This is a genomic window from Streptomyces sp. NPDC051940 (assembly GCF_040680895.1).
Classification (GTDB): domain Bacteria; phylum Actinomycetota; class Actinomycetes; order Streptomycetales; family Streptomycetaceae; genus Streptomyces.
Window position 1 is genome coordinate 24,867 of the sequence record NZ_JBFAXR010000069.1, and the last position, 20,535, is coordinate 45,401.

Here is a 20,535-nt window from a genome sequence, read left to right on the forward strand (position 1 = left end):
TTACGGGGCGGGCGTCACGGCGGCGGCCAGCGACTGCAGATGGCGTACCAGCTCGATCAGCACGTCCTTGCTGGAGGCCCGAGAGCGGGCGTCGCACTCGATGAGCGGCACGTCCGGGTCCAGGTCCAGGGCGTCGCGCACGTCCTCGGCGGCGAACTCCTCGCCGCCGAACTGGTTGCGCGCCACGATGAACGGCGTGCCGTGGTGCTCCAGCCGGTCGATGGCGTACCAGGAGTCGGCCAGCCGGCGGTCGTCGACCAGCACGATCGCGCCGAGCGTGCCGGCGAAGAGCCGGTCCCACAGGAACCAGAACCGCTCCTGGCCGGGCGCGCCGAACAGATAGAGCACCGTCTGCTCGTCCAGGCTGATCCGGCCGAAGTCGAAGGCGACGGTGGTGGACGTCTTCTGCGGTACGGCCTTCAGATCGTCCTTGCCGATGGAGGCCTGCGTCATGGTCTCCTCGGTGTTCAGCGGACGGATGTCGCTGACCGAGCGGACCATGGTCGTCTTGCCCACGCCGAAGCCGCCGACGATGACGATCTTCAGTCCGTTGTCGGCGGTGGCGCTCAGCGGGGTGTGCTCCGCGGCGGTCGGGAGCGTCGCGGTGGCGGCGGTTGCCTCAGAGGCGTCGGCGGAGTCCAACGAGCAACCTCTCCAGGGTGTCGGAATCGGGCAGCGCGGACCGCGTCGAGGCGGAGCGCGGATGGCGGGCGGTGACCTTGCCGGCGACCAGCAGGTCGGCCAGCAGGATCTTGGTGATGCTGACGGGCAGCTTCAGCTCGGCGGCGATCTCCACCACGGCCGTCGGGAAGCGGCACATGCGCAGGATCGCCACGTGCTCCTTCTGCATCCCGGCGGCCGGTTCGCACTCGCTCACCACGAGGGTGACGAGGTCGAAGTCGTCGCTGCTGGGCCGGCTGCGGCCGCCGGTCAGGGTGTACAGCCGGTCCGGGTCCTCGTCCCGGTGCGACCGTTTCAGCCCGCTCATTCCGCGAGGCCGCTGAGCCGGTCGGTGGGATGGCGGGGCGCGGTGCTCAGGTGCTCGCCGAGCTGTTCGACCAGCTCCAGCATGTTGTGGCCGACCAGCCCGGCGTCGCAGTTCTGGTCGGCGACGACCGCGACGTGCGAGCCCTCGCCGGCCTCGACGATGAACAGGATGCCGCCGTAGAACTCGGTCATCGACTGGCGGACCCCGCCGCTGCCGTCGCCGAACTCCATGGACGCGCCGTGCGCGAGGGACTGGATGCCGGCGGAGATGGCGGCGAGCTGGTCGGCGCGGTCCACGGACAGCTCGGGGGTGTGGCAGAGCTTCAGGCCGTCGCGGGAGAGTACGAGCGCGTGCCGGGCGCCGGGCGTGCGCTCCAGCAGGGCGTCCAGGAGCCAGCCCAGAGCTGCCGCGGAGGTGGCGGAACCGGTGGTCATGCGTTGTCCTTCTTCGTGCGCGAATGGGTGTCGTTCGCCGGGGAGTCGTCGGGCCGCGGTTCGCCGGGGGTCTCCTCGCCGCGTACGGCCTGCATGAAGGCGCCGAAGCGGTTGACGGAGGCGGCGGCGTCGCGGGGCTGGTCGGCCGCGGGCCGCGCCGGCCGGGGCTGGTCGCCCGGCAGGCCGTCCGGGTGGGCGGAGGCCATGGTGCGGCCGCGGCGGCGCTTGGGCAGCAGGGTGCCGTGGGCCGGCGTCGGCTCCCCGGTCGCCGGGGTCTCGTCGGGGACGGAGGCGTGGTCCGTGTCGGGCTCGCGTTCGCGCTCCGCACGCGGCGCCGGGGGGAGTTCGGCGGGGGCAGCGGGCTCGTCGGCCCGCTCGATCTCCACGGCCCACTCCGGCTCCATCACCACCGGCAGCGGCTGCTGCGGGGCGGGCTGCCGGGAGACCAGGTCCTGCGGGATCATCACGACCACGCCGGTGCCGCCGATGGCGGACGGGCGGAAGGACACCGTCAGACCGTGCTTGCGGGCCAGGATGCCCACCACGGCGAGGCCGAGCCGGGTGCCGGTGAGGGCGGACAGGTCGCCCACCTCGCCGGAGGTGACCTTCTCGGCGCGGCGCAGCGCGGTGGGGCTCATCACCAGGCCCGCGTCCTCGATGGTCACCGCGACACCGGCCGGCACCTCGGCGACGTACACGTGCACCTCGGTGGTCGGCGGGGAGAAGTTGCAGGCGTTGTCGAGCAGTTCCGCCAGTACGTGCATGACGCCCTCGGCCGCGTGTCCGGCGACGGACAGGTCGCCGACGGCCCGCAGCCGGACCCGCTGGTAGCCGGCGATCCGGCCCATGGCGCCGCGCAGCACGGACTCCATGCCGATGGGCTTGGCCCAGCGCCGGCCCGAACGGGCGCCGCTGAGCACGGCGATGGAGTCGGCCACGCGGCCGGCCTGGCTGGTGCGGTGGTCCAGGTGCAGCAGGTCGGCGAGCACGCTGGTGTCGGCGTGGCGGTGCTCCATGTCGCGCAGGTCGGAGAGCATCGAGGTGGACAGCGCCTGCATCCGGCCGGCGGCGTTGGCACAGGCGGCCATGGCCGCGGCGCGCCGGTTCTCGCTCTGGGCGGCGGACTCGGCGATCTGGCGGAGGGCGCGCTGGTAGGCGGGGTTGTCGGGCATCCGCACGCCGTTCACGGCGGTGGTGGCGGAGGCGCCCTGGCCCAGTCTGGAGAGCACCGCGGGCAGCGTCTCGTCGGCGAACCGGGCCGCCTCGGACGCGGCGGCGGACGTCTGGGTGGCCGCCGCGGCGGACTCGGCGGACGCCTTGCGCCGCGCCTTGCGGGCCGCCTCCCGGAAGTGGGCCGCGCCGGTGACGGCGGCGCACACGACGACGCCGGCGAGGCTCAGCACGTATGCGAGGGAGGTCTGGGCGGATCCGGGGGCGGTCGCCACCACGAGGGTGACGACGATCACGGTGGCCGCCACGGATATGAGCAGGGCGAGCAGGGGAGGACTCAGACGCCGCGCCGGTGGGCGCGCGGCGTCCTGGTGCGAGGTCATCGGCGGGGGCTCCTCGGGGCAGGCGGCCTGACCCTGGTGGGTGGTGCGCTTACTGGCAGAGACCGTTCAAGTGGATGACCCTATAAGGAACTTCACAGACGCACCAGGAGTGGATTTCGGCAAGTTCGGTCGCATGAGGTGCACATCTGCGCATGAAAACGGCTGATCGGGCGGCGTACCGGGGCGGGAACCGTCCGTGTACGGGGCGGGAGGCGGCCGGCCGCCGGGGCGGGAGGGCGAGTCCCGCCCCGGTGGCCCGGGCGGATCAGACGCCGGGGATCCCGCGGGCCTGGAACGCCTGGCGGACGGTGTTCGCCGCGGAGTTGCCGTACATCTCCCGGGCCGTCGCGATCGTGGCCTCGGCGGCGTCGTGGAAGGAGGTGTCGGGGGCGAAGTCGAACTGCGCGTTGACGATGATGCGGTCGGCGGTGCGCGGGCCGAGCGCGCCCCGGATGTCGAACAGCGCCCGCGACCAGATCTCGCCGTCGGCGTGCACCTCGCCGACGCGGTCGGCGTAGGTCTTGTCCTCGTCCACGCGGCGCAGGCAGTGCGGCTCGGCGCGGGTGTACGACACGGAGTCCCAGTCCGCCACGCAGGCCAGGTCCGTCTTGATGGGCCAGCCGTACCGGCCGGCGGCGAACGCGCCGACCTCGACGGCCAGGTAGTCGCCGAACGCCTCGCCGATCGAACCGGACTCCAGATTGGTGCCGAAGCCGGGGACCTGGGCGTTGTGCACGGCGTGGCCGTACTCGTGGATGATCACCTCGGCGTCCTCGGCGTCGTCCACGCCGCCCTTGCCGAAGCGGATCTCGGCCTTCTTGTCGGTGAAGAAGGAGTTGTCCGCGCCCCACTGGTTGATCCGCACGGGCTGCTGGCGGGCGTTGGCTCCGGGCAGTTCGCTGCCGAAGCCGAGGCTCTGCAGGTACTCCTGCGACTCGTTGACCCAGAAGTACGCCATCACCTGCTCGAACTGGTCGGCGCTGCGGCTGTAGTCGAACGTGCCGTCCGCGCCGAGCTGCGCCGACTTGCCGGTGTCGGAGCGGACGACGGCCCACTTGCCGCTGAGGAAACCGCTGCCGTCGAGGTTGCGGACGGCGGCCTCGGCGTACTCGCTCTGCGGGACGGCGGTGTCGGAGTCCTTGGCGTCGGTGAGGGTCTGGATGCCGGAGGACTGCACCGGGTTCACCTTGAACACCGTCCCGGTGGGGGCGGTGTCGGCGGTGGCGGGGGACGCGGCGAGGGTGGCCAGCGCGGCGGTGCCTATGCAGGCGGCGAGCAAACGACGGGACATGGGTCCTCCCGGACGATCGGTATGCCAGGGCATGGGGGGCCCGGACAGGATTCCGTACGAACGTCCGGTTGACCAGAGGCGACAGACGGCGGGCTCGCGGAGGGTGCCGTCCCTCAACTCCCCGCAGCCGGCCCCGGCCCGCCGGAACCCGCCGTGACCAGGCCCGACTCGTAGGCGAGAACGACCGCCTGGGCCCGGTCGCGCAGGCCGAGCTTCGCGAAGACGCGCGCGACGTGCGACTTGACCGTCGCCTCGCTGAGCGTGAGCCGCTCGGCGAGCTCCGCGTTGGACAGCCCGCGGCCCATGTGCGTGAGCACCTCCAGCTCGCGCGGCGTGAGCCCGGCGAGGTCCGGCGGCACGGACGGCTGCCCGCCGTGCGCGAACCGCTCCACCAGCCGCCGGGTGATCGACGGCGCGAGCAGGGCGTCGCCGGTGTCCACCAGCCGTACGGCGGCCGCGAGATGCTCGGGTGTGACGTCCTTGAGCAGGAAGCCGCTGGCGCCGAGGGACAGGGCCTCGTACACATAGCGGTCGAGGTCGAAGGTCGTGAGCATCAGCACCCGGGTGCCCGGGGCCTCGTCGAGGATGCGGCGGGTGGCCTCGAGGCCGTCCATGACGGGCATGCGGATGTCCATCAGGACCACGTCCGGCCGCAGTTCCCGGACGGCCGCGACCGCCTGCGCGCCGTCCGCGGCCTCGCCGGCGACCTCGATGCCGCGGGTGGTGAGGATGAGCCGGAAGCCGGTGCGGATCAGGTTCTGGTCGTCGGCGATCAGCACCCGGGGTGCGGGGGCGGTCACGGGCGCTCCACGGGGATGCGCGCGCGGACCCGGTAGCCGCCGCCGAGCCGGCGCCGGGCGTCCAGCTCGCCGCCGTACACCGCGACCCGCTCGCGCAGCCCGATCAGCCCGCGCCCGGCGCCCGGGGAGTCCCCGCGCGCCGGGGCGTCGCCGGTCAGCACGCTGGGGCCGGTGTTGAGGACCTCCACCCGCAGCGAGCGGTCCGCGTACCGCACGGTCACCTCGGCCTTCCCCCCGTCCCCGTGCCTCAGCGCGTTGGTCAGCGCCTCCTGGACGATGCGGTACGCCGTCACCTCGACCCCGGTCGGCAGCGGGCGCGGCTCGCCGGATATCCGGACCTCGACGGGGAGCCCGGCGAAGGAGATCCGGTCCACGAGCCGGCTCAGCCCGTCCAGGCCGGGCTGGGGGGCGAGGTCGTCCGGCGGTTGCCCCGCGCCGTCCTCCCCGGCCGGCCCGTCCTCCGCGTCGCGGCCGTCCGCCGCCGGGGCCAGCAGGCCGAGCAGATGGCGCAGTTCGGTCATCGTGGAGCGGCCGGCGTCCTCCACGGCCCGGATCGCCGCGGCGGCCTCGTCGGGCATCACGGTGAGCACCTCGCGGGCCGCGGACGCCTGCACGACCATCAGGCTCACGTTGTGGCTGACGATGTCGTGCAGCTCCCGCGCGATCCGGTCCCGCTCGCCCTGCACCGCCGCGTCGGCGGCGGCCTGCCGCTCCCGCTCCAGCAGCCAGGTGCGCTCCTGGAGCGCCCGGCGGTGGGCGCGGCCGGCGCGGAGCAGCGCGAGACCCAGGCCCGCGGCGGCGGCCGTCGCCGCCACCAGGGCCAGTACCAGCCAGAACGTCCCCGAGAACCACACCCGTACACCCTCGCAGACACCGGGCGGGCAGCGCATCACCCTGTGGATGCAGGGACCTCCATCCGTGGATGGAGCGCTGACCGCGATTGCCATCCGGCGGCCGATGTCCGGGGCCGCACCCCTCGCATAGCGTCCTTGCCATGGTCACGGGAGAGCTGGTCACGGAAGAAGTGGTCGTCCGGCTGGACGGCATACGCAAGGAGTACGGCGAGACGGCGGCCCTGGACGGGGTCTCGCTGGAGATCCGCGCCGGGGAGGCGGTCGCCGTCATGGGGCCGTCGGGGTGCGGCAAGTCCACGCTGCTCAGCATGATCGCCGGGCTGGACCGGCCCACCGCCGGCACGGTGCTGGTGGCGGGCCGGGAGCTCGGCGGGCTGAGCGAGAAGGAACTCGCCCTGCACCGGCGGCAGAAGATCGGCATGATCTTCCAGTTCTTCAACCTGATCGACGATCTCTCGGCGCTGGACAACGTCGCGCTGTCGGCCCAGCTCACCGGCACCCCCGCCCGTCAGGCGCGGCGCCGGGCGCTGGAGCTGCTGGACGAACTGGGCATCGCCGCCCGGCGCAACGCCTACCCCGCGGTGCTGAGCGGCGGCGAGCGCCAGCGCGTCGCGGTCGCCCGCGCGCTGATGAACCGCCCGGCCCTGCTGCTGGCCGACGAGCCGACGGGCGCCCTGGACAGCAGGGCGGGCGAGCAGGTGATGGACCTGCTGCTGGACCTCAACCAGATCGGCCAGACGCTGCTGCTCGTCACGCACGACGAGCGACTGGCGCAGCGGTGCGCGAGCCGGCTCGTCACGATGGGCGACGGCCGGGTGTCCGGGGAGCAGAAGCTGGAGCGCGTCCCGTGAGCGCCGTGTGGAAGGCGGCGTGGGCCGCCGCCCGCCGCCGTAAGCTCCAGACCTGCGTGATCTGGCTGGTCACCCTGGCGTCCACCGGCACGCTCGTCGTCGCCCTGGCCCTGGTGGACGCGGCCTCGGCCCCGTTCGACCGGGCGTTCGCCCGCCAGCACGGGGCGCATGTGGTGGCCTCGTTCGACCCGGCGAAGGCCACCGACGAGGCGCTGCGCCGAACCGCCGGACGGCCCGGGGTGGAGGCGGTCTCCGGCCCCTTCCCGCAGGCACTGGTGGAGCTGACCCGGGAGTCCTCGTCGGCGGTGGCCCTCGACAGCCAGCTGCGGGTCGTGGGCCGCAGCGGCCCCGACGGCGCGGTGGACCGGCTGACGCTGCTGGCGGGCCGCTGGGCGAAGGGCCCCGGCGAGCTCGTGGTGAACCGTCCGCCGAACTGGGCCATGGACGATCTGGGCAAGATGGTCGAGGTCGTCGACGGCCCGTCGCTGACGATCGTCGGCTTCACCTACAGCTTCGGCGCGACCGCCGACGCCTGGACGGCGCCGGGCGCGATGGCCGCGCTGCACCCCGACTCGGCCCAGGTCCTCTACCGCTTCGACGAGGCGGGCACGAACGCCCAGCTCGACCGCTCCCTCGCCTCGGCCACGGCGGACCTGCCGGACGGAGCACTGACGAACCGGCAGTCCTACCTCACCCTGAAGGACCAGATCGGCGGCACGGCGCGGGCCTTCGCCCCGTACCTGCTGGCCTTCGGGATCCTCGGGCTGGCGGTGTCGGTGCTGATCGTCGCCAACGTGGTGAGCGGCGCGGTGATCTCCGGCTTCCGGCACATCGGCGTACTGAAGGCGCTGGGCTTCACGCCGGGCCAGGTGGTCGCGGTGTATCTGACGATGGTGGGCGTGCCGGCCACGGCGGGCTGCCTGCTCGGCACGGGCGCGGGCAGCCTGCTGGCCAGGCCGTTCCTCGGGTTCGTGTTCCAGGGACCGGAGGCCGGCGTACTGCACGGCGAGGTGGGGATCGCCCCGTGGGTCTACGCCGTGACGCTGCTCGGCATGCCCGCCGTGGTCCTGCTGGCGGCGCTGGCCCCGGCGCTGCGGGCGCACTGGCTCTCCGCGGCCCGGGCGATCAGCGCCGGCAGCGCACCGGCGGCGGGCCGGGCCCTGCGGATCCAGCGCGGGCTGGCGGGCACCCGGCTGCCGCGCTCGGTGAGCCTGGGCCTCGGCCTGCCGTTCGCCCGACCCGGCCGCAGCGCGCTGACGATGGCCGCGGTGGTGCTCGGGGTGGCGACGGTGACCTTCGCCACCGGGCTGGCGACGACCATGACCCGGCTGGTGTCGGCGGAGGATTCCCATGCCCGGGATGTGACGGTGTACGCGTCGGCGTTCCGGGACGGCCGCGAGATCAAACCGTCGCACGGTCCGCGGGAGTTGCAGGAGCTGCTGGCCCGGATGCCGGGTGCGGCGCAGGTGGTGGGTCAGGGGTTCGCCGACGTCCATGCCGACGGGCTGACGGAGAGCGTGGTGCTGAACGGCCGCCGCGGACCCGATCCCAGCCTCGGGCAGTCGCTGGTGAAGGGCCGGTGGATGCGGTCGGCGGACGAGGCCGTGGCACCGTCGTCGTTCCTGAAGCGGCGAGGGCTGGACGTCGGCGACACGGTGCGGCTGCGCAAGGGCGGGCGGGAGAGCCGGGTGACGATCGTCGGCCAGGAACTCACGGGCCGCGACCGGGACCTGTACGTCGGCTGGGCGACCGTGACCGCCCTGTCACCGGCGGAGCAGCCGAACCAGTACCACGTACGGCTCGCCGCCGGCGCGGACGCGAAGCACTACGCCGCCGCCGTACGCAAGGCGGACCCGGGGGTCTCCACGCAGCTGCTCGGCCCCAACGCCGTCACCCAGACCGTCGTCGGCTCGGCCACCGCGCTCACGCTGATGCTCGCCGCGGTCGCCGCGCTGGGCGTCTTCAACACGGTCGCCCTGAACACCCGCGACCGGCGCCGCGACCTCGGCATGCTGAAGTCGATCGGCATGACGCCCCGCCAGGTCACGGCGATGATGGTCACCTCGATGACGGCCCTGGGGCTGGTCGGCGGCCTGCTCGGCGTACCGCTCGGCATCCTGGGCCACGGCCTGGTGATCCCGGCGATGGCGGACGCGGTCGGCTACGTCCTCCCCGGCCGCATCAGCCACGTCTGGTCCCCGCTGCCGCTGACGGCCCTCACCCTGGCGGGGACGGCGATCGCGGTCCTGGGCGCGTACGTCCCCTCGCGGCGGGCGGCCCGCCTCACCGTCGCGGAGGCCCTGCACAACGAGTGATGGCGGGGGCCTCCGACGGGGGGTTCCGGGGCTTGGCCCCGGAACCCCCCGAGGCGCTCAGGCCGCTACCGGCTGCTCGACGGGGGCGGGGGACGCGATGCGGCGGCCGACGAGGGACGCGCCCACCGTGGCCGCCGCTCCCAGCGCGGCGATGGCGGCGAAGCCGTAGCGCGTGTCCGTGTGGTCCGTGATCGCGGCCACCAGCAGCATCGCCGCGATCGTCGCCGCCAGGCCCAGACCGTTGGCGAGGCCGAAGGCGCGGCCCGCCCCCTTCTCGTCCACCGTGGCGAGCAGCAGCCCGCGCGAGGCGATCCGCGCCTGGCCGAAGAGGAAGGCGCCCAGTGGTACGCCGACGAACAGGCCGGCCAGGCCGAAGTGCGGCTGCAGCACGAGGAACACGTCCGTCACCAGGAATCCGGCGATCGCGATCCGCAGGTCCGGATGACGCCGCGCCGCCCAGCGGTACGCGGCCGTCGCCGCGAGGAAGCCAAGGCTGCCGAGCGCGTCCACCGCGCCGAACGCCCCTGGGCCGTGGCCCAGTTCGCCCAGGACGAACTTCGGCAGCAGGGCGTTGAAGACGGTGACGACCACGCTGCCCTGCGCGTACAGCAGGATGACCCGCAGCATGGGCACCTCCGCCGTCCGCGTCCCCTCCGCCTGCACCGGTACGGCCCGGGACGCCCCGACGGTGGACGGCTTCCGCCCCACGGCCGCCACGCACACCGCCGACACACCGAAGGTCACCGCGTTGAACACCAGCAGCGGCACCGCCCCGAACGCCTGCACCGCGAGCCCGCCCACCGTGGCGGACAGCAGCATCCCGGCCTGCGTGGCCATCTCGTACGACGCGTTGAAGCGCCGCAGCTTCGCCGCCGGCACCCGTTCCTTGATCAGCGCCCCGCTCGCCGGGAAGAACAGCGCCGCCACGACGGCGAGCGCGAAGTTCGCCCCGTACACGCCGACCCCGGTGGCTCCCCCGCTCACCAGCCACAGCGGCAGCGCCAGCGCCAGCCCGGCGCTCATCACATCGCAGCCGATCCACAGCCGGCGCCGGTCGAACCGGTCGGCCAGCCGGCCGAAGTACGGCGACAGCACGGCCTGCGGGGCGGCCACCGCGATGAACAGCCAGCCCACCGCCATCATCGTCCGCTCCTCGCGGATCATCAGCAGGGCGCCCGCGATGAGCTGCACGTTGTTGCCGAGGGCGGTGGCGAAGGCGGCGGGAGCGAGGAGCCGCTCGGCGCGGCGGGGGTGATCGTCGGTCATGGAGCCAGTCTCCGGACGTTCCCTGACATCTTCTGTCAGGAGAGATACGGACGAAGGAAGAGGTACGGGCGAAGGAGAGATACGGACGTCCCCGGCATGGACGCCGCCGCCCGCCCGCCGCTTGAATCGACCGTGTGAAGGCCGAACCGATCGCCGCGCGGAGCTGGGGCGAGCTGCGCGACCTGGTGCGTACGGCCCCCGTGGACGAGGTCGTCGAACTCTTCGAGACCGGACTGCACGCCCGGATCGGCACCGCCTCACTGATGGCAGCCGAGCGGCTGGGCCCGATGCGCCATCCCGGGGCGGTGGACATCGCGATACGCGCCCTGGACTCGGCGGACCCCCGCCTGTGGACCTCGTCGGCCATCCGTCTGCTGAGCCTGGCCCGGGCGGAGCAGGCGGTCCCCGCCCTCGCCCGGTTCGTCCGCACCCCCGGCGCCGGGGGGACCGGCGCCCTGGAGGCTCTCGTCCGCATCGGCACCGGCGAGGCGACCGCCGCCCTGCTGGACCTGGGCCGCACCGCGGTGGCGGACCCCGCCCTCGCGGGCCGCCCGGGCGCCGGCGCCCTGGTGTGGGCGCTGTCGACGACCGGCACCTCCGAGGCCCGGGACCTCGTCCTCGAACTCACCCGCACCATGAGCGCCCCGTGGGACGAGCGCGCGATGTGGGCCGTCGCCCGGATCGCCGACGAACGCTTCGAGCCGTTCCTGCTGGAGCTGTGCGCCGGCCCCTACGTCCGCCAGGGCCTCAGCGGGCTCGAGCGCACGGCCACCGCCCGTTCCGTACCGGCGCTGCGGCTGCGGCTGGCGGCCGCCGGTGACCGTGCCGTCCGCTACAGCGCCGCCCGCGCCCTGGCCCACGCCGGTGCCGCCGCGGCGTCGGCGCTCTCGCCGTCCGCCTGGTGGAACCGCGACGCCGAGGTGCCGGTGCGCCGCGCCACGGCCTGGGTCCTCGGCCGTACCGGCGCGCCCGAGTACGCCACGGTCCCCGGCCTCACCCGCCTGCTCGCCGACGACGACCCCGGCGTCCGCGCCCGGGCCGCGGAGTCCCTGGGCCGCGTGGAGGGCGCGCGCGCCGCGCCGCAGCTGCGCGAGGCCCTCGCCACCGACCCCTCCCACCGCGTCCGCGCCCGCGCGGCCACCGCCCTCGGCCGGCTCGCCGGCCGCGGGACACGCGGCGCGCTGCGCGAGGCCGCCCGCCGCGACCCCGTGGCCTGCGTCCGCGACGCCGCGCACGCCGCGCTGCGGCGCCTGTGACCCCGTGGCGCCCGGTTCGCACCCCGCGCTGCGGCGCCTGTGACCCCGTGGCGCCCGGTTCGCACGCCACGCCAAGATCCGCCCCCGCCGCGCCCCAACACAACCTCCCCCGGGCCGGATCCCGCCCCCGGGAAGGCTTCCACCCTCACGCTCCGTGCGGGACGCTCCACTTGACGGCAGACTGGGAGGTCCTGCCCGGGAGCGAGGAGGCACCGAAGTGGTCGACGCACACCGTACGTTCGTGATCGTCGGAGGAGGGCTGGCCGGGGCGAAGGCCGCCGAGACCCTGCGCGCCGAGGGCTTCACCGGCCGGGTCATCCTGATCTGCGACGAGCGCGACCACCCGTACGAACGGCCGCCGCTCTCCAAGGGCTTCCTGCTGGGCAAGGAGGAGCGCGACAAGGTCTTCGTCCACGACGCGGCCTGGTACGCGCAGAACGACGTCGAACTGCACCTCGGCCAGACCGTCACCGAACTGGACCGCGCCGGCAAGGCGCTCACGCTGGGCGACGGCAGCCGCGTGCACTACGACAAGCTGCTGCTGGCCACCGGCGCCGAGCCGCGCCGCCTGGACATCCCCGGTACGGGCCTGGCGGGCGTGCACCATCTGCGCCGCCTGTCGCACGCCGAGCTGCTGCGCGGGGTGCTGGCGACCCTGGGCCGCGACAACGGCCAGCTGGTGATCGCCGGCGCGGGCTGGATCGGCCTGGAGGTGGCCGCCGCCGCCCGCACGTACGGCGCGGAGGTGACGGTCGTCGAGCCGGCGCCCGGCCCGCTGCACGGCGTCGTCGGCCCGGAGATCGGCGCGGTCTTCGCCGATCTGCACCGCGAGCACGGCGTCGTCTTCCACTTCGGCGCGCAGCTCACGGAGATCACCGCCCAGGACGGCATGGTGCTGGCCGCCCTCACCGACGACGGCGAGGAGCACCCGGCGCACGACGTACTGGCCGCGATCGGCGCCGCCCCGCGCACCGTCCTGGCCGAGCACGCGGGCCTGGAGACCGTGCCGCGCGAGCAGGGCGGCGGCATCGCGGTGGACGCCTCGCTGCGCACGTCCGACCCGGACGTCTACGCCTGCGGCGACGTCGCCGCCGCCGAGCATCCGCTGTTCGGGGTGCGGCTGCGCGTGGAGCACTGGGCGAACGCGCTGAACGGCGGCCCGGCGGCGGCCCGTTCGATGCTGGGCCAGGAGGTGTCGTACGACCGGGTGCCGTACTTCTTCTCCGACCAGTACGACATGGGCCTGGAGTACTCCGGCTACGCCCCGCCCGGCTCCTACGACCAGGTGGTGATCCGGGGCGACATGGCGCGGCGCGAGTTCATCGCGTTCTGGCTGGCGGAGGGGCGCGTCCTGGCCGGCATGAACGTCAACGTGTGGGACGTGGTGGACGACATCCAGCTCCTCGTCCGCTCCCAGCGCGCGATCGACCCGGCGGCGCTCGCCGACCCGGGTGTGCCGCTCGGGTCGCTGCACGGCGAGGAGTAGGCGCTCACCTGCCGTCACGCAGACGGCAGACGGAGTTCATCCCTCCGCCACGTCCCGGTCCCGGGCCCGCCCGCGCCGGGCCCGAGACTCCCCCTGGGTCATCAACGTTCCGGGGGGAGCATGGGTATGCGTACCCGACTCGTCTGCGTCGCCGCCCTGCTGTGCGTGCTGACCGCCTGCGCCGGCGAGTCCGGCGACGGCGGGTCCGCCGACGAGCGGCGGACGAAGACCATCACCGCGCTGCGCTCCATCAACCCCGCCCTCGTCGCCGACGAGGACCAGGCCCTCGCACGGGTGCGCGCCCAGTGCGCGGTGGTGGACCGCGACGGGGCGGACGAGGCCGCCAAGGAGCGGTTCTCGACCGACGGCCACCAGGTCTCGGACACCGAGGCGAGCACGATCAACGACATGCTGCGGCTGACGCTCTGCGAGTGACGCGGGCACTCCGGCCGACCCCGCGCGCTCACCCCGGCCATGCGATCGTCCCCTCCCGCCCCCGCTCCCGGTACGCCGCCACGAGCGCGTCCAGCTCCTCCCCCGCGAGCGGCCGGTACGCGCCGCCGTCCGGCGCCCACCACACGGGGTCGGCACAGCGGAAGCCCTCCGCGCGCAGCTCGGACCGCCGGATCTTGTTGGTGGCCGTCACCGGCATCGACGCCACCACCCGTACGAACCGCGGCGCCGCCTTCGTCCCGAGATCCGGCTGTACGTCGAGGAAGCGGCGGAAGCCGTCCGGGTCGAAGGCCGCCCCGTCCCGCGGCGCCACCGCCGCCATCACCTGGTCCCCGGTCACCGGGTCCGGCACGGCGTACACGCACACGGCGGCCGCCGGCTCCCACCGGGCGAGGATGTTCTCGATGACGGCCGCCGCCAGGTTCTCGCCGTCCACCCGCAGCCGGTCGTCGGACCGGCCGGCGAAGAACAGCCATCCGTCCTCGTCGCGGTAGAAGAGGTCCCCGGTCCAGTACCAGCCGCCGCGCCGCCGTTCGGCCACCGCCGCGTCGTTGCGCCAGTAGCCCTCGAAGCGGGCCGCCGACCCGCCGCGGTTGACCAGCTCCCCGATGACCCCCGGCGGGCACTGTGCGCCCGTCGCCGGGTCGACGACCGCCAGGTCCTCCCCCGGCGCCGCCCGCCCGACGGCCCCCGCGGGCGTCCCCGGCGTGCGGTGGACGGCCGCGCCGCCCTCCGACGACCCGTACCCCTCGACCAGCGGCACCCCGAAGCGCGCCTCGAACCGGGCGGCGTCCACGTCGCCCGCCTCCGTCCCGAACCCGAGCCGCAGCCGGTGCGCCCGGTCGCCGTCGGTCTCCGGTGTCGCGAGGACGTACTGGATCGCCCGTCCCACATAGGTGAAGTAGGTCGCGCCGTACGCCTGTACGTCCGGCAGGAACCCGGACGCCGAGAACGACCGCCGCAGCGCGACCGCCCCGCCGCCCACCAGCGCGGGCGCCCACCCGGCGATGACGGCGTTGCCGTGGAACAGCGGCATGCACAGGTAGTGCACGTCGTCCGCGCCCAGCGCGAACTGCCGCGCGAGCGCCGCCCCGGCCCGCGCCAGCCGCCCCTGGGTGACGATGACGGCCTTCGGCGCCCCGGTCGACCCGGAGGTGAAGGTGAGCAGCATCCGGGTACGGGGCTCCGCCGCGGGGAAGTCGGCGGGCGCGGCGGAGCCGTACGCGGCGACCTCCGAGGCGTACGACGGCTCGTCCACGACGAGCAGCGGCAGCCCGCACCCCGCGACGAGCGGCCGATACGCCCGCTCGGTGACGATCACCGCGCACTCGGTGTGAGCGATGTCACGCGCCAGCTCGGCCCCCCGCCGCGTCGGGTTGATCCCGACGACGGCCGCCCCCGCAAGCGCGGCGGCCCCGAGCCACAGCGGATACTCGGCCACGTTCCCGAGCAGCACCCCGACGTGCGGCTCCCGCCCGCCGGGCAGCAGCTCCCGCAGCCACGCGGCGCGCGCGGCGGCGGCCCCGGCGACCTGGTGCCGGGTGAGTGGGGTGGCGCCGGCGGCCAGCAGCCCCGGCCGGTGGTCCGTCCAGTGCGCCCGCAGGAGCTGGTCGACGGTGTCCATGCGGCGGACCATAGCTGACGGATCGTCAGATCAGAAGGCCGGTATCCTCGGCCCCATGCCGATCCGCACCGCCGAGGTCCCCGTCGCCGACATCATCCCGCTGCGCTGGGCCGTGCTGCGGCCCGGTATGCCCCGGGAGAGCGCGCTCTTCGCCGAGGACGACGCGCCCGGCGCCTTCCACATGGCCGCGTACACCGACGACGGCGAGGTCGGCGCCGTGGTCTCCTTCTGCCCCGAGCAGCTGCCCGGCGAGGACGCCAAGGCGTACCGCTTCCGCGGTATGGCCAGCGAGCCCGCGCTGCGCGGACAGGGGTACGGGGAGGCCGTGCTCAGGGCCGGGCTGAAGGCGGCGGCCGACCGCGGCGCGGAGGTCGTCTGGTGCAACGCGCGCAGCGTGGCGCGCGGCTTCTACGAGAAGTACGGCTTCGAGGTCCGCGGCGAGGAGTTCGAGATCCCGACCGTCGGCCTGCACTGGGTGATGGCCATCGCCGTCGGTTCTGTCCCCGCCCGGCCGTAGAATCCACTCGTGGCAGGGCGGATCAACGACGACGACATCAAGGCGGTCCGGAACGCGGTTCCGATCGACGCCGTCGTCTCCGACTACCTCCAGCTGCGCCCCGCGGGCGGCGGCCAGCTCAAGGGCCTGTGCCCCTTCCACGACGAGAAGTCCCCTTCCTTCCACGTGAGCCCCGCCAAGGGCTTCTACCACTGCTTCGGCTGCCAGGAGGGCGGCGACACCGTCGACTTCGTGATGAAGATGGAGCACCTCTCCTTCTCGGAGACCATCGAGCGGCTCGCCGCCCAGGCCGGCATCACGCTGCGGTACGAGGAGGGCGGCTACAACCCGGGCCGCCAGCAGGGCGAGCGGACCCGGCTCGTCGAGGCGCACCGGCACGCGGCGCAGTTCTACGCCGAGCAGCTGGGGGGCGCGGAGGCGGAGATCGGGCGCCGCTTCCTGGCCGAACGCGGCTTCGACCAGGCCGCCGCCGAGCACTTCGGCGTCGGCTACAGCCCGGCCGGCTGGGACCACCTCACGCGCTTCCTGCGCGGCAAGGGCTTCAGCGACAAGGAGCTGATCCTCTCCGGCCTCTCCCAGGACGGCCGGCGCGGCCCCATCGACCGCTTCCGCGGCCGGCTGATGTGGCCGATCCGGGACATCACCGGCGAGGTGGTGGGCTTCGGCGCGCGCAAGCTCCGCGACGACGACAACGGGCCGAAGTACCTCAATACGCCCGAAACCCCCCTCTACCGCAAGTCGCAGGTCCTGTACGGCATCGACCTGGCCAAGAAGGACATCGGCAAGCAGTCCCGCGCCGTCGTCGTCGAGGGCTACACGGACGTGATGGCCTGCCATCTCGCCGGCGTCACGACCGCCATCGCCACCTGCGGCACGGCCTTCGGCGGCGACCACGTCAAGATCCTGCGCCGGGTGCTGATGGACAACTCCCGCTCCGAGGTCGTCTTCACCTTCGACGGCGACGCGGCCGGCCAGAAGGCCGCCCTGCGCGCCTTCGAGGACGACCAGAAGTTCGCGGCCCGTACGTCGATCGCGGTGAGCCCCGGCGGCATGGACCCGTGCGACCTGCGGCTGGCCAAGGGCGACGAGGCGGTGCTGCAGCTGGTCGAGGACCGCTCGCCGCTGTTCGAGTTCGCGATCCGCTCCTTCGTCACGCAGCACAACCTCGACACCGCGGAGGGCCGCTCGGCCGCCCTGGAGGAGTCGGCGCCCATCGTGGCGCGGATCAAGGACCCGTCCATCCGGCACGAGTACGCGGTCCGGCTGGCCGGGCTGCTCGGCATCCTGGACGAGACGTTCGTCGTACGCCGGGTGGGCCAGCTGGCGCGCTTCGCCCGCGAGAGGGGCGCGGGCGGTCCGCAGCACCCGGTCCGCGAGCCCGCGCCGATGCCCGTACGCGAGGCCCCCCGCACTCCCGCGTGGAATCTGCGGGGCCGCGATCTGCAGGCCCAGCGCGAGCTGCTGAAGCTGGCCCTGCAGTACCCGCAGCTGGTCTCCCCCACCTTCGACGCGTACGAGCCGCACGAGTTCATCGCCGCCCCCTTCACCTCCGTACGCGCCGCGATCCAGCAGGCCGGCGGGGTCGCGTCGGCGGACGACGACTTCCTCGCCCGGGTGCGGGACGCGGCTCCGGACGACGGGGTCCGCTCCCTGGTCACGGAGCTGGCGGTGGAACCGCTGCTCACGCGCCGCGACCCGGACGAGCTGTACGCGGGCAAACAGCTGGTCGCCGTACGCCAGCAGGCGGTGGGCTACCGCATCCGCGAGGTCCGCGCCCTGCTGCAGCGCATGTCGGCGCACGGCTCGCAGGAGGAGCTGGCGGCGGCCACCAACGAGCTGTGGGTGCTGCAGCAGTACGACCGGTCGCTGCGGGAAGCCGGGCCGGACGCGCTGTAGGGCGGGGGCGCCTGTTCGGGGCGGGCGCGGTGTCCGGCGCGGGCGCGGTGGACCGACCCCGCTGAGGCGCCGGCCCGCCACCGAGGGCCACCCCATGTCACCGCAACGTCACGGCCCGGCCACAAATAGTGCCCGCACGACCCTACTGCGCAGCCTGTGGCATACAGCACACTGGTGGGCGGTGCCTGAGTCCTCGGAGCGCGGCGGCGTCGTCCCTCACAGGTTCGAAACCGCCGGGGACGCGCTCACGACTAACGGGGCGGAGCGCGGCGGGGCAGCCGCGACCGTTCCCCTGCCGCACGCCCTCGAACCGGCAGTGATGATCACCCTGGAGGTCGCCCCCGTGCAGACCCAGACCCTTTCCGCCACGGCTCAGCCGTCCACGCATGCTGTGCCGCGGCAAACCCGTGTCCATCACCATCCGGAGGCAGAACAGGAGCCACCGGAGGCGCTCCTGACCACCCCCGCCACCGAACGCGCCGAACCGGCCGAGCCGCTGGACGCCCCGGCACCGCCACCGCGCACCGAGACGAGCGCCCCGTCCTCCGACCTGTTCCGCCAGTATCTGCGGGAGATCGGCCGGATCCCCCTGCTCAGCGCGGCCGAGGAGGTCGAGCTGGCCCGCCGGGTCGAAGCCGGCCTGTTCGCGGAGGAGAAGCTCGCCGGATCCTCCGACCTCGACTCCCAACTGGCCCTCGACCTCGACCGGTTAGTCGTGCTGGGCCGGATGGCCAAGCGCCGCCTCATCGAGGCGAACCTGCGGCTCGTGGTGTCCGTCGCCAAGCGCTACGTCGGTCGCGGCCTGACCATGCTGGACCTGGTCCAGGAGGGCAACCTGGGCCTGATCCGGGCGGTCGAGAAGTTCGACTACGCCCGCGGCTACAAGTTCTCCACGTACGCCACCTGGTGGATCCGCCAGGCCATGTCCCGCGCCCTGGCCGACCAGGCGCGCACCATCCGGGTCCCGGTCCATGTGGTGGAGCTGATCAACCGGGTCGTCCGGGTGCAGCGCCGGATGCTGCAGGAGCGGGGCTACGAGCCCACACCGGAAGAGGTCGCCGTACACCTCGACCTCCCCGAGGAGCGCGTCAGCGAGGTGCTGCGGCTCGCCCAGGAGCCCGTCTCCCTGCACGCCCCGGTGGGCGAGGAGGACGACGTGGCGCTCGGCGACCTCATCGAGGACGGCGACGCGGCCTCACCGGTCGAGTCGGCGGCGTTCCTGCTGCTGCGCGAACACCTGGAAGCCGTCCTGTCCACCCTCGGCGAACGCGAACGCAAGGTCGTCCAGCTGCGCTACGGCCTGGCCGACGGCCGCCCGCGCACGCTGGAGGAGATCGGCCGGATCTTCGGCGTCACCCGCGAACGGATCCGCCAGATCGAGTCGAAGACCCTCAACAAGCTCCGCGACCACGCCTTCGCGGACCAGCTGCGGGGCTATCTGGACTGACTGACCGCACCCGTCAGCGGCCGGGCAGCTCCGCTTTACTGGCCGGCCTGCTCCGCCGTCTCCACGGGGAGCGCGCCGGGGTACTGCTGCTCGCGTACGGCGGCGTACTGCTGCCGTACCGCCTGCCCCACGGCGAGCTGCTCACCCGGCTCGAAGACCTGGTGCCGGGCACTGGGCCAGGGCGGCGGGGCGTCCGGCGACCACCTGCCCTCGCTGACGCCCCACGCCCAGGCGGCCTGCCGCGCGGCGCCCAGCGCCGTGTAGTCGGCGGCCTCGGGCACGACGACCTGGGCGCCCAGCAGGGACGGCGCGAGCGCCTGTACGGCGGAGAGCTGGGCGGCGGCGCCGAGCAGGAAGACCCGCTGGACGGTGACACCGCGGGCGCGCAGCACCTGCAGCGCGTCCGCGAGCCCGCAGAGCATGCCCTCGAAGGCGGCGCGCGCCAGATGCTCGGGCTTCATCGACTCGCGCCGCAGCCCGTGCAGCGAACCGGCGGTGTGCGGGAGGTCGGGGGTGCGCTCGCCTTCGAGGTACGGCAGCAGGACGAGCCCGTGCGCCCCCGGCGTGGAGCGCAGCGCGAGCGCGGAGAGCCCCTCCAGGTCCGCGGGGTCGAGCCCGAGCATCTCCGCGGTGCCGCGCAGGGCGCGCACGGCGTTCGCGGTGTGGACGACGGGCAGATGCATACCGGTGGCGTCGGCCAGTGAGGTGATGACGCCGGAGGGGTCGGGCAGCGCCTGCCCGTGTACGGCGAAGACCGCGCCGGACGCGCCCAGCGTCACGACGGCGTCGCCCTCGCCCACGCCCAGCCCGAAGGCGGCGGCCATGGTCTCGCCCGTACCGGCGGAGATGATCAGCCCCTCGGGCGTACGCCCGGCGGCCTCGGCGGGCCCGAGCACCTGGGGCAGCCCCGCCTCGTGCCCGAGGGCGGCGGCGACGAGGTCCCCGCGCCACTGCTCGGTGGCGGTCGAGTAGTAGCCGGTGCAGGAGGCGGCGCCCCGGTCGGTGGTGCGGCGCGCGGGACGGCCGAGGAGCTGCCAGACCAGCCAGTCCTGCGGCAGCAGCACCTGCGCCGCGCGCTCCGCGGCGTCCGGCTCCTCGCGCCGCAGCCAGGCGAGCTTGGCGACGGGCAGCTTCGCCCCCGGGACGTTGCCGACGGCCTCCGCCCAGCCGCCCCGCCCGCCGAGGGCGTCGGTGAGATCGGCGGCGGGTCCCTGCACGCGGGGGTCGTTGCCGACGAGGGCGGGCCGCACGGGCACGCCCATCGCGTCGAGCGCGAGCACGGCGTCCTGCTGCGCGGCGACCCCGATGGCCTGCACGCCTTCCAGCAGCCCGCCGGCGCACGCCTCACCGAGGGAGAGCAGCCACGCCTGCGGGTCGATCTCGTACGCCTTGGCGTCGTCGGCCGCGGCGGCCTTGGGATGCGGGGCGTACCCCTGTCTCAGCACGGCACCGGTCTCGGCGTCGCAGACGACTATGTGCGTGCTCTCGGTCGAGCTGTCCAGAC

The 20,535-nt window shown here is 74.2% G+C and carries 18 protein-coding genes; 8 read left to right on the forward strand and 10 right to left on the reverse strand.

All coding sequences use genetic code 11. From position 1 onward, the window contains the following. From AB0M28_RS24720 to AB0M28_RS24750, 7 genes are all read right to left on the reverse strand, one after another. Nucleotides 1–642, reverse strand: coding sequence for an ATP/GTP-binding protein (locus tag AB0M28_RS24720; RefSeq protein ID WP_365408883.1), 642 nt, complete (start codon nucleotides 640–642; stop codon nucleotides 1–3). Further along, nucleotides 620–988 (reverse strand): DUF742 domain-containing protein, encoded by a 369-nt coding sequence (locus tag AB0M28_RS24725; RefSeq protein WP_365408886.1) that lies wholly within the window; start codon nucleotides 986–988, stop codon nucleotides 620–622. Before AB0M28_RS24725 ends, AB0M28_RS24720 begins: the two co-directional genes overlap by 23 nt. Beyond that, complete coding sequence (locus tag AB0M28_RS24730; RefSeq protein WP_365408889.1) at nucleotides 985–1,422, reverse strand: roadblock/LC7 domain-containing protein; 438 nt, start codon at nucleotides 1,420–1,422, stop codon at nucleotides 985–987. The genes AB0M28_RS24725 and AB0M28_RS24730 overlap by 4 nt, the downstream gene beginning before the upstream one ends. Next, a complete protein-coding gene (locus tag AB0M28_RS24735; RefSeq protein ID WP_365408892.1) occupies nucleotides 1,419–2,975 on the reverse strand; it encodes an ATP-binding protein in 1,557 nt (518 codons plus the stop codon). Before AB0M28_RS24735 ends, AB0M28_RS24730 begins: the two co-directional genes overlap by 4 nt. Before the next feature lie 265 nt (nucleotides 2,976–3,240). Then, nucleotides 3,241–4,266 carry a M4 family metallopeptidase gene (locus tag AB0M28_RS24740; RefSeq protein WP_365408895.1) on the reverse strand — a complete coding sequence of 342 codons (1,026 nt, stop codon included), beginning with the start codon at nucleotides 4,264–4,266 and terminating at the stop codon, nucleotides 3,241–3,243. 113 nt (nucleotides 4,267–4,379) lie between these two features. Then, nucleotides 4,380–5,066, reverse strand: coding sequence for a response regulator transcription factor (locus AB0M28_RS24745; protein ID WP_365408898.1), 687 nt, complete (start codon nucleotides 5,064–5,066; stop codon nucleotides 4,380–4,382). Next, nucleotides 5,063–5,956, reverse strand: coding sequence for a histidine kinase (locus tag AB0M28_RS24750; RefSeq protein WP_365408901.1), 894 nt, complete (start codon nucleotides 5,954–5,956; stop codon nucleotides 5,063–5,065). The genes AB0M28_RS24745 and AB0M28_RS24750 overlap by 4 nt, the downstream gene beginning before the upstream one ends. A 119-nt stretch (nucleotides 5,957–6,075) precedes the next feature. Between AB0M28_RS24750 and AB0M28_RS24755 the strand changes: the two genes are divergently transcribed. Together AB0M28_RS24755 and AB0M28_RS24760 are read left to right on the forward strand one after the other, a co-directional pair. After that, nucleotides 6,076–6,771 carry an ABC transporter ATP-binding protein gene (locus tag AB0M28_RS24755; protein WP_365408938.1) on the forward strand — a complete coding sequence of 232 codons (696 nt, stop codon included), beginning with the start codon at nucleotides 6,076–6,078 and terminating at the stop codon, nucleotides 6,769–6,771. Continuing rightward, entirely contained in the window at nucleotides 6,768–9,086 is a 2,319-nt protein-coding gene (locus tag AB0M28_RS24760; protein WP_365408904.1) for an ABC transporter permease, read from the forward strand. The genes AB0M28_RS24755 and AB0M28_RS24760 overlap by 4 nt, the downstream gene beginning before the upstream one ends. A 57-nt stretch (nucleotides 9,087–9,143) precedes the next feature. Here AB0M28_RS24760 and AB0M28_RS24765 read toward each other — a convergent pair whose 3' ends face one another. Further along, nucleotides 9,144–10,352: an MFS transporter gene (locus tag AB0M28_RS24765; RefSeq protein ID WP_365408907.1), complete on the reverse strand. Its 1,209-nt coding sequence runs from the start codon at nucleotides 10,350–10,352 to the stop codon at nucleotides 9,144–9,146. Between the two features lie 134 nt (nucleotides 10,353–10,486). On the opposite strand from AB0M28_RS24765, the gene AB0M28_RS24770 reads away from it, so the two are divergent. From AB0M28_RS24770 to AB0M28_RS24780, 3 genes are all read left to right on the forward strand, one after another. Then, entirely contained in the window at nucleotides 10,487–11,608 is a 1,122-nt protein-coding gene (locus tag AB0M28_RS24770; RefSeq protein ID WP_365408910.1) for a HEAT repeat domain-containing protein, read from the forward strand. A gap of 217 nt (nucleotides 11,609–11,825) precedes the next feature. Next, the gene (locus AB0M28_RS24775) at nucleotides 11,826–13,094 is read left to right on the forward strand and encodes an FAD-dependent oxidoreductase (RefSeq protein ID WP_365408913.1); all 1,269 of its coding nucleotides are present in this window, start codon (nucleotides 11,826–11,828) and stop codon (nucleotides 13,092–13,094) included. Nucleotides 13,095–13,220: 126 nt separating this feature from the next. Then, nucleotides 13,221–13,529 (forward strand): hypothetical protein, encoded by a 309-nt coding sequence (locus AB0M28_RS24780; protein WP_365408916.1) that lies wholly within the window; start codon nucleotides 13,221–13,223, stop codon nucleotides 13,527–13,529. Between the two features lie 28 nt (nucleotides 13,530–13,557). Here the strand turns inward: AB0M28_RS24780 and AB0M28_RS24785 are convergent, their stop codons facing one another. After that, the gene (locus tag AB0M28_RS24785) at nucleotides 13,558–15,171 is read right to left on the reverse strand and encodes an AMP-binding protein (protein ID WP_365408919.1); all 1,614 of its coding nucleotides are present in this window, start codon (nucleotides 15,169–15,171) and stop codon (nucleotides 13,558–13,560) included. A gap of 55 nt (nucleotides 15,172–15,226) precedes the next feature. Here AB0M28_RS24785 and AB0M28_RS24790 point away from each other — a divergent pair, with 55 nt between their 5' ends. The 3 genes from AB0M28_RS24790 (at nucleotide 15,227) to AB0M28_RS24800 (ending at nucleotide 19,031) form a co-directional block, all read left to right on the forward strand. Beyond that, complete coding sequence (locus AB0M28_RS24790) at nucleotides 15,227–15,688, forward strand: GNAT family N-acetyltransferase (RefSeq protein ID WP_365408923.1); 462 nt, start codon at nucleotides 15,227–15,229, stop codon at nucleotides 15,686–15,688. 9 nt (nucleotides 15,689–15,697) lie between these two features. Continuing rightward, nucleotides 15,698–17,584: a DNA primase gene (gene dnaG, locus AB0M28_RS24795; protein WP_365408926.1), complete on the forward strand. Its 1,887-nt coding sequence runs from the start codon at nucleotides 15,698–15,700 to the stop codon at nucleotides 17,582–17,584. A 181-nt stretch (nucleotides 17,585–17,765) separates the two neighbouring features. Continuing rightward, the gene (locus tag AB0M28_RS24800; protein WP_365408929.1) at nucleotides 17,766–19,031 is read left to right on the forward strand and encodes a sigma-70 family RNA polymerase sigma factor; all 1,266 of its coding nucleotides are present in this window, start codon (nucleotides 17,766–17,768) and stop codon (nucleotides 19,029–19,031) included. A gap of 35 nt (nucleotides 19,032–19,066) precedes the next feature. Here AB0M28_RS24800 and AB0M28_RS24805 read toward each other — a convergent pair whose 3' ends face one another. Beyond that, nucleotides 19,067–20,533, reverse strand: coding sequence for an FGGY family carbohydrate kinase (locus tag AB0M28_RS24805; protein ID WP_365408932.1), 1,467 nt, complete (start codon nucleotides 20,531–20,533; stop codon nucleotides 19,067–19,069). Between the last annotated feature and the right edge of the window lie 2 nt (nucleotides 20,534–20,535).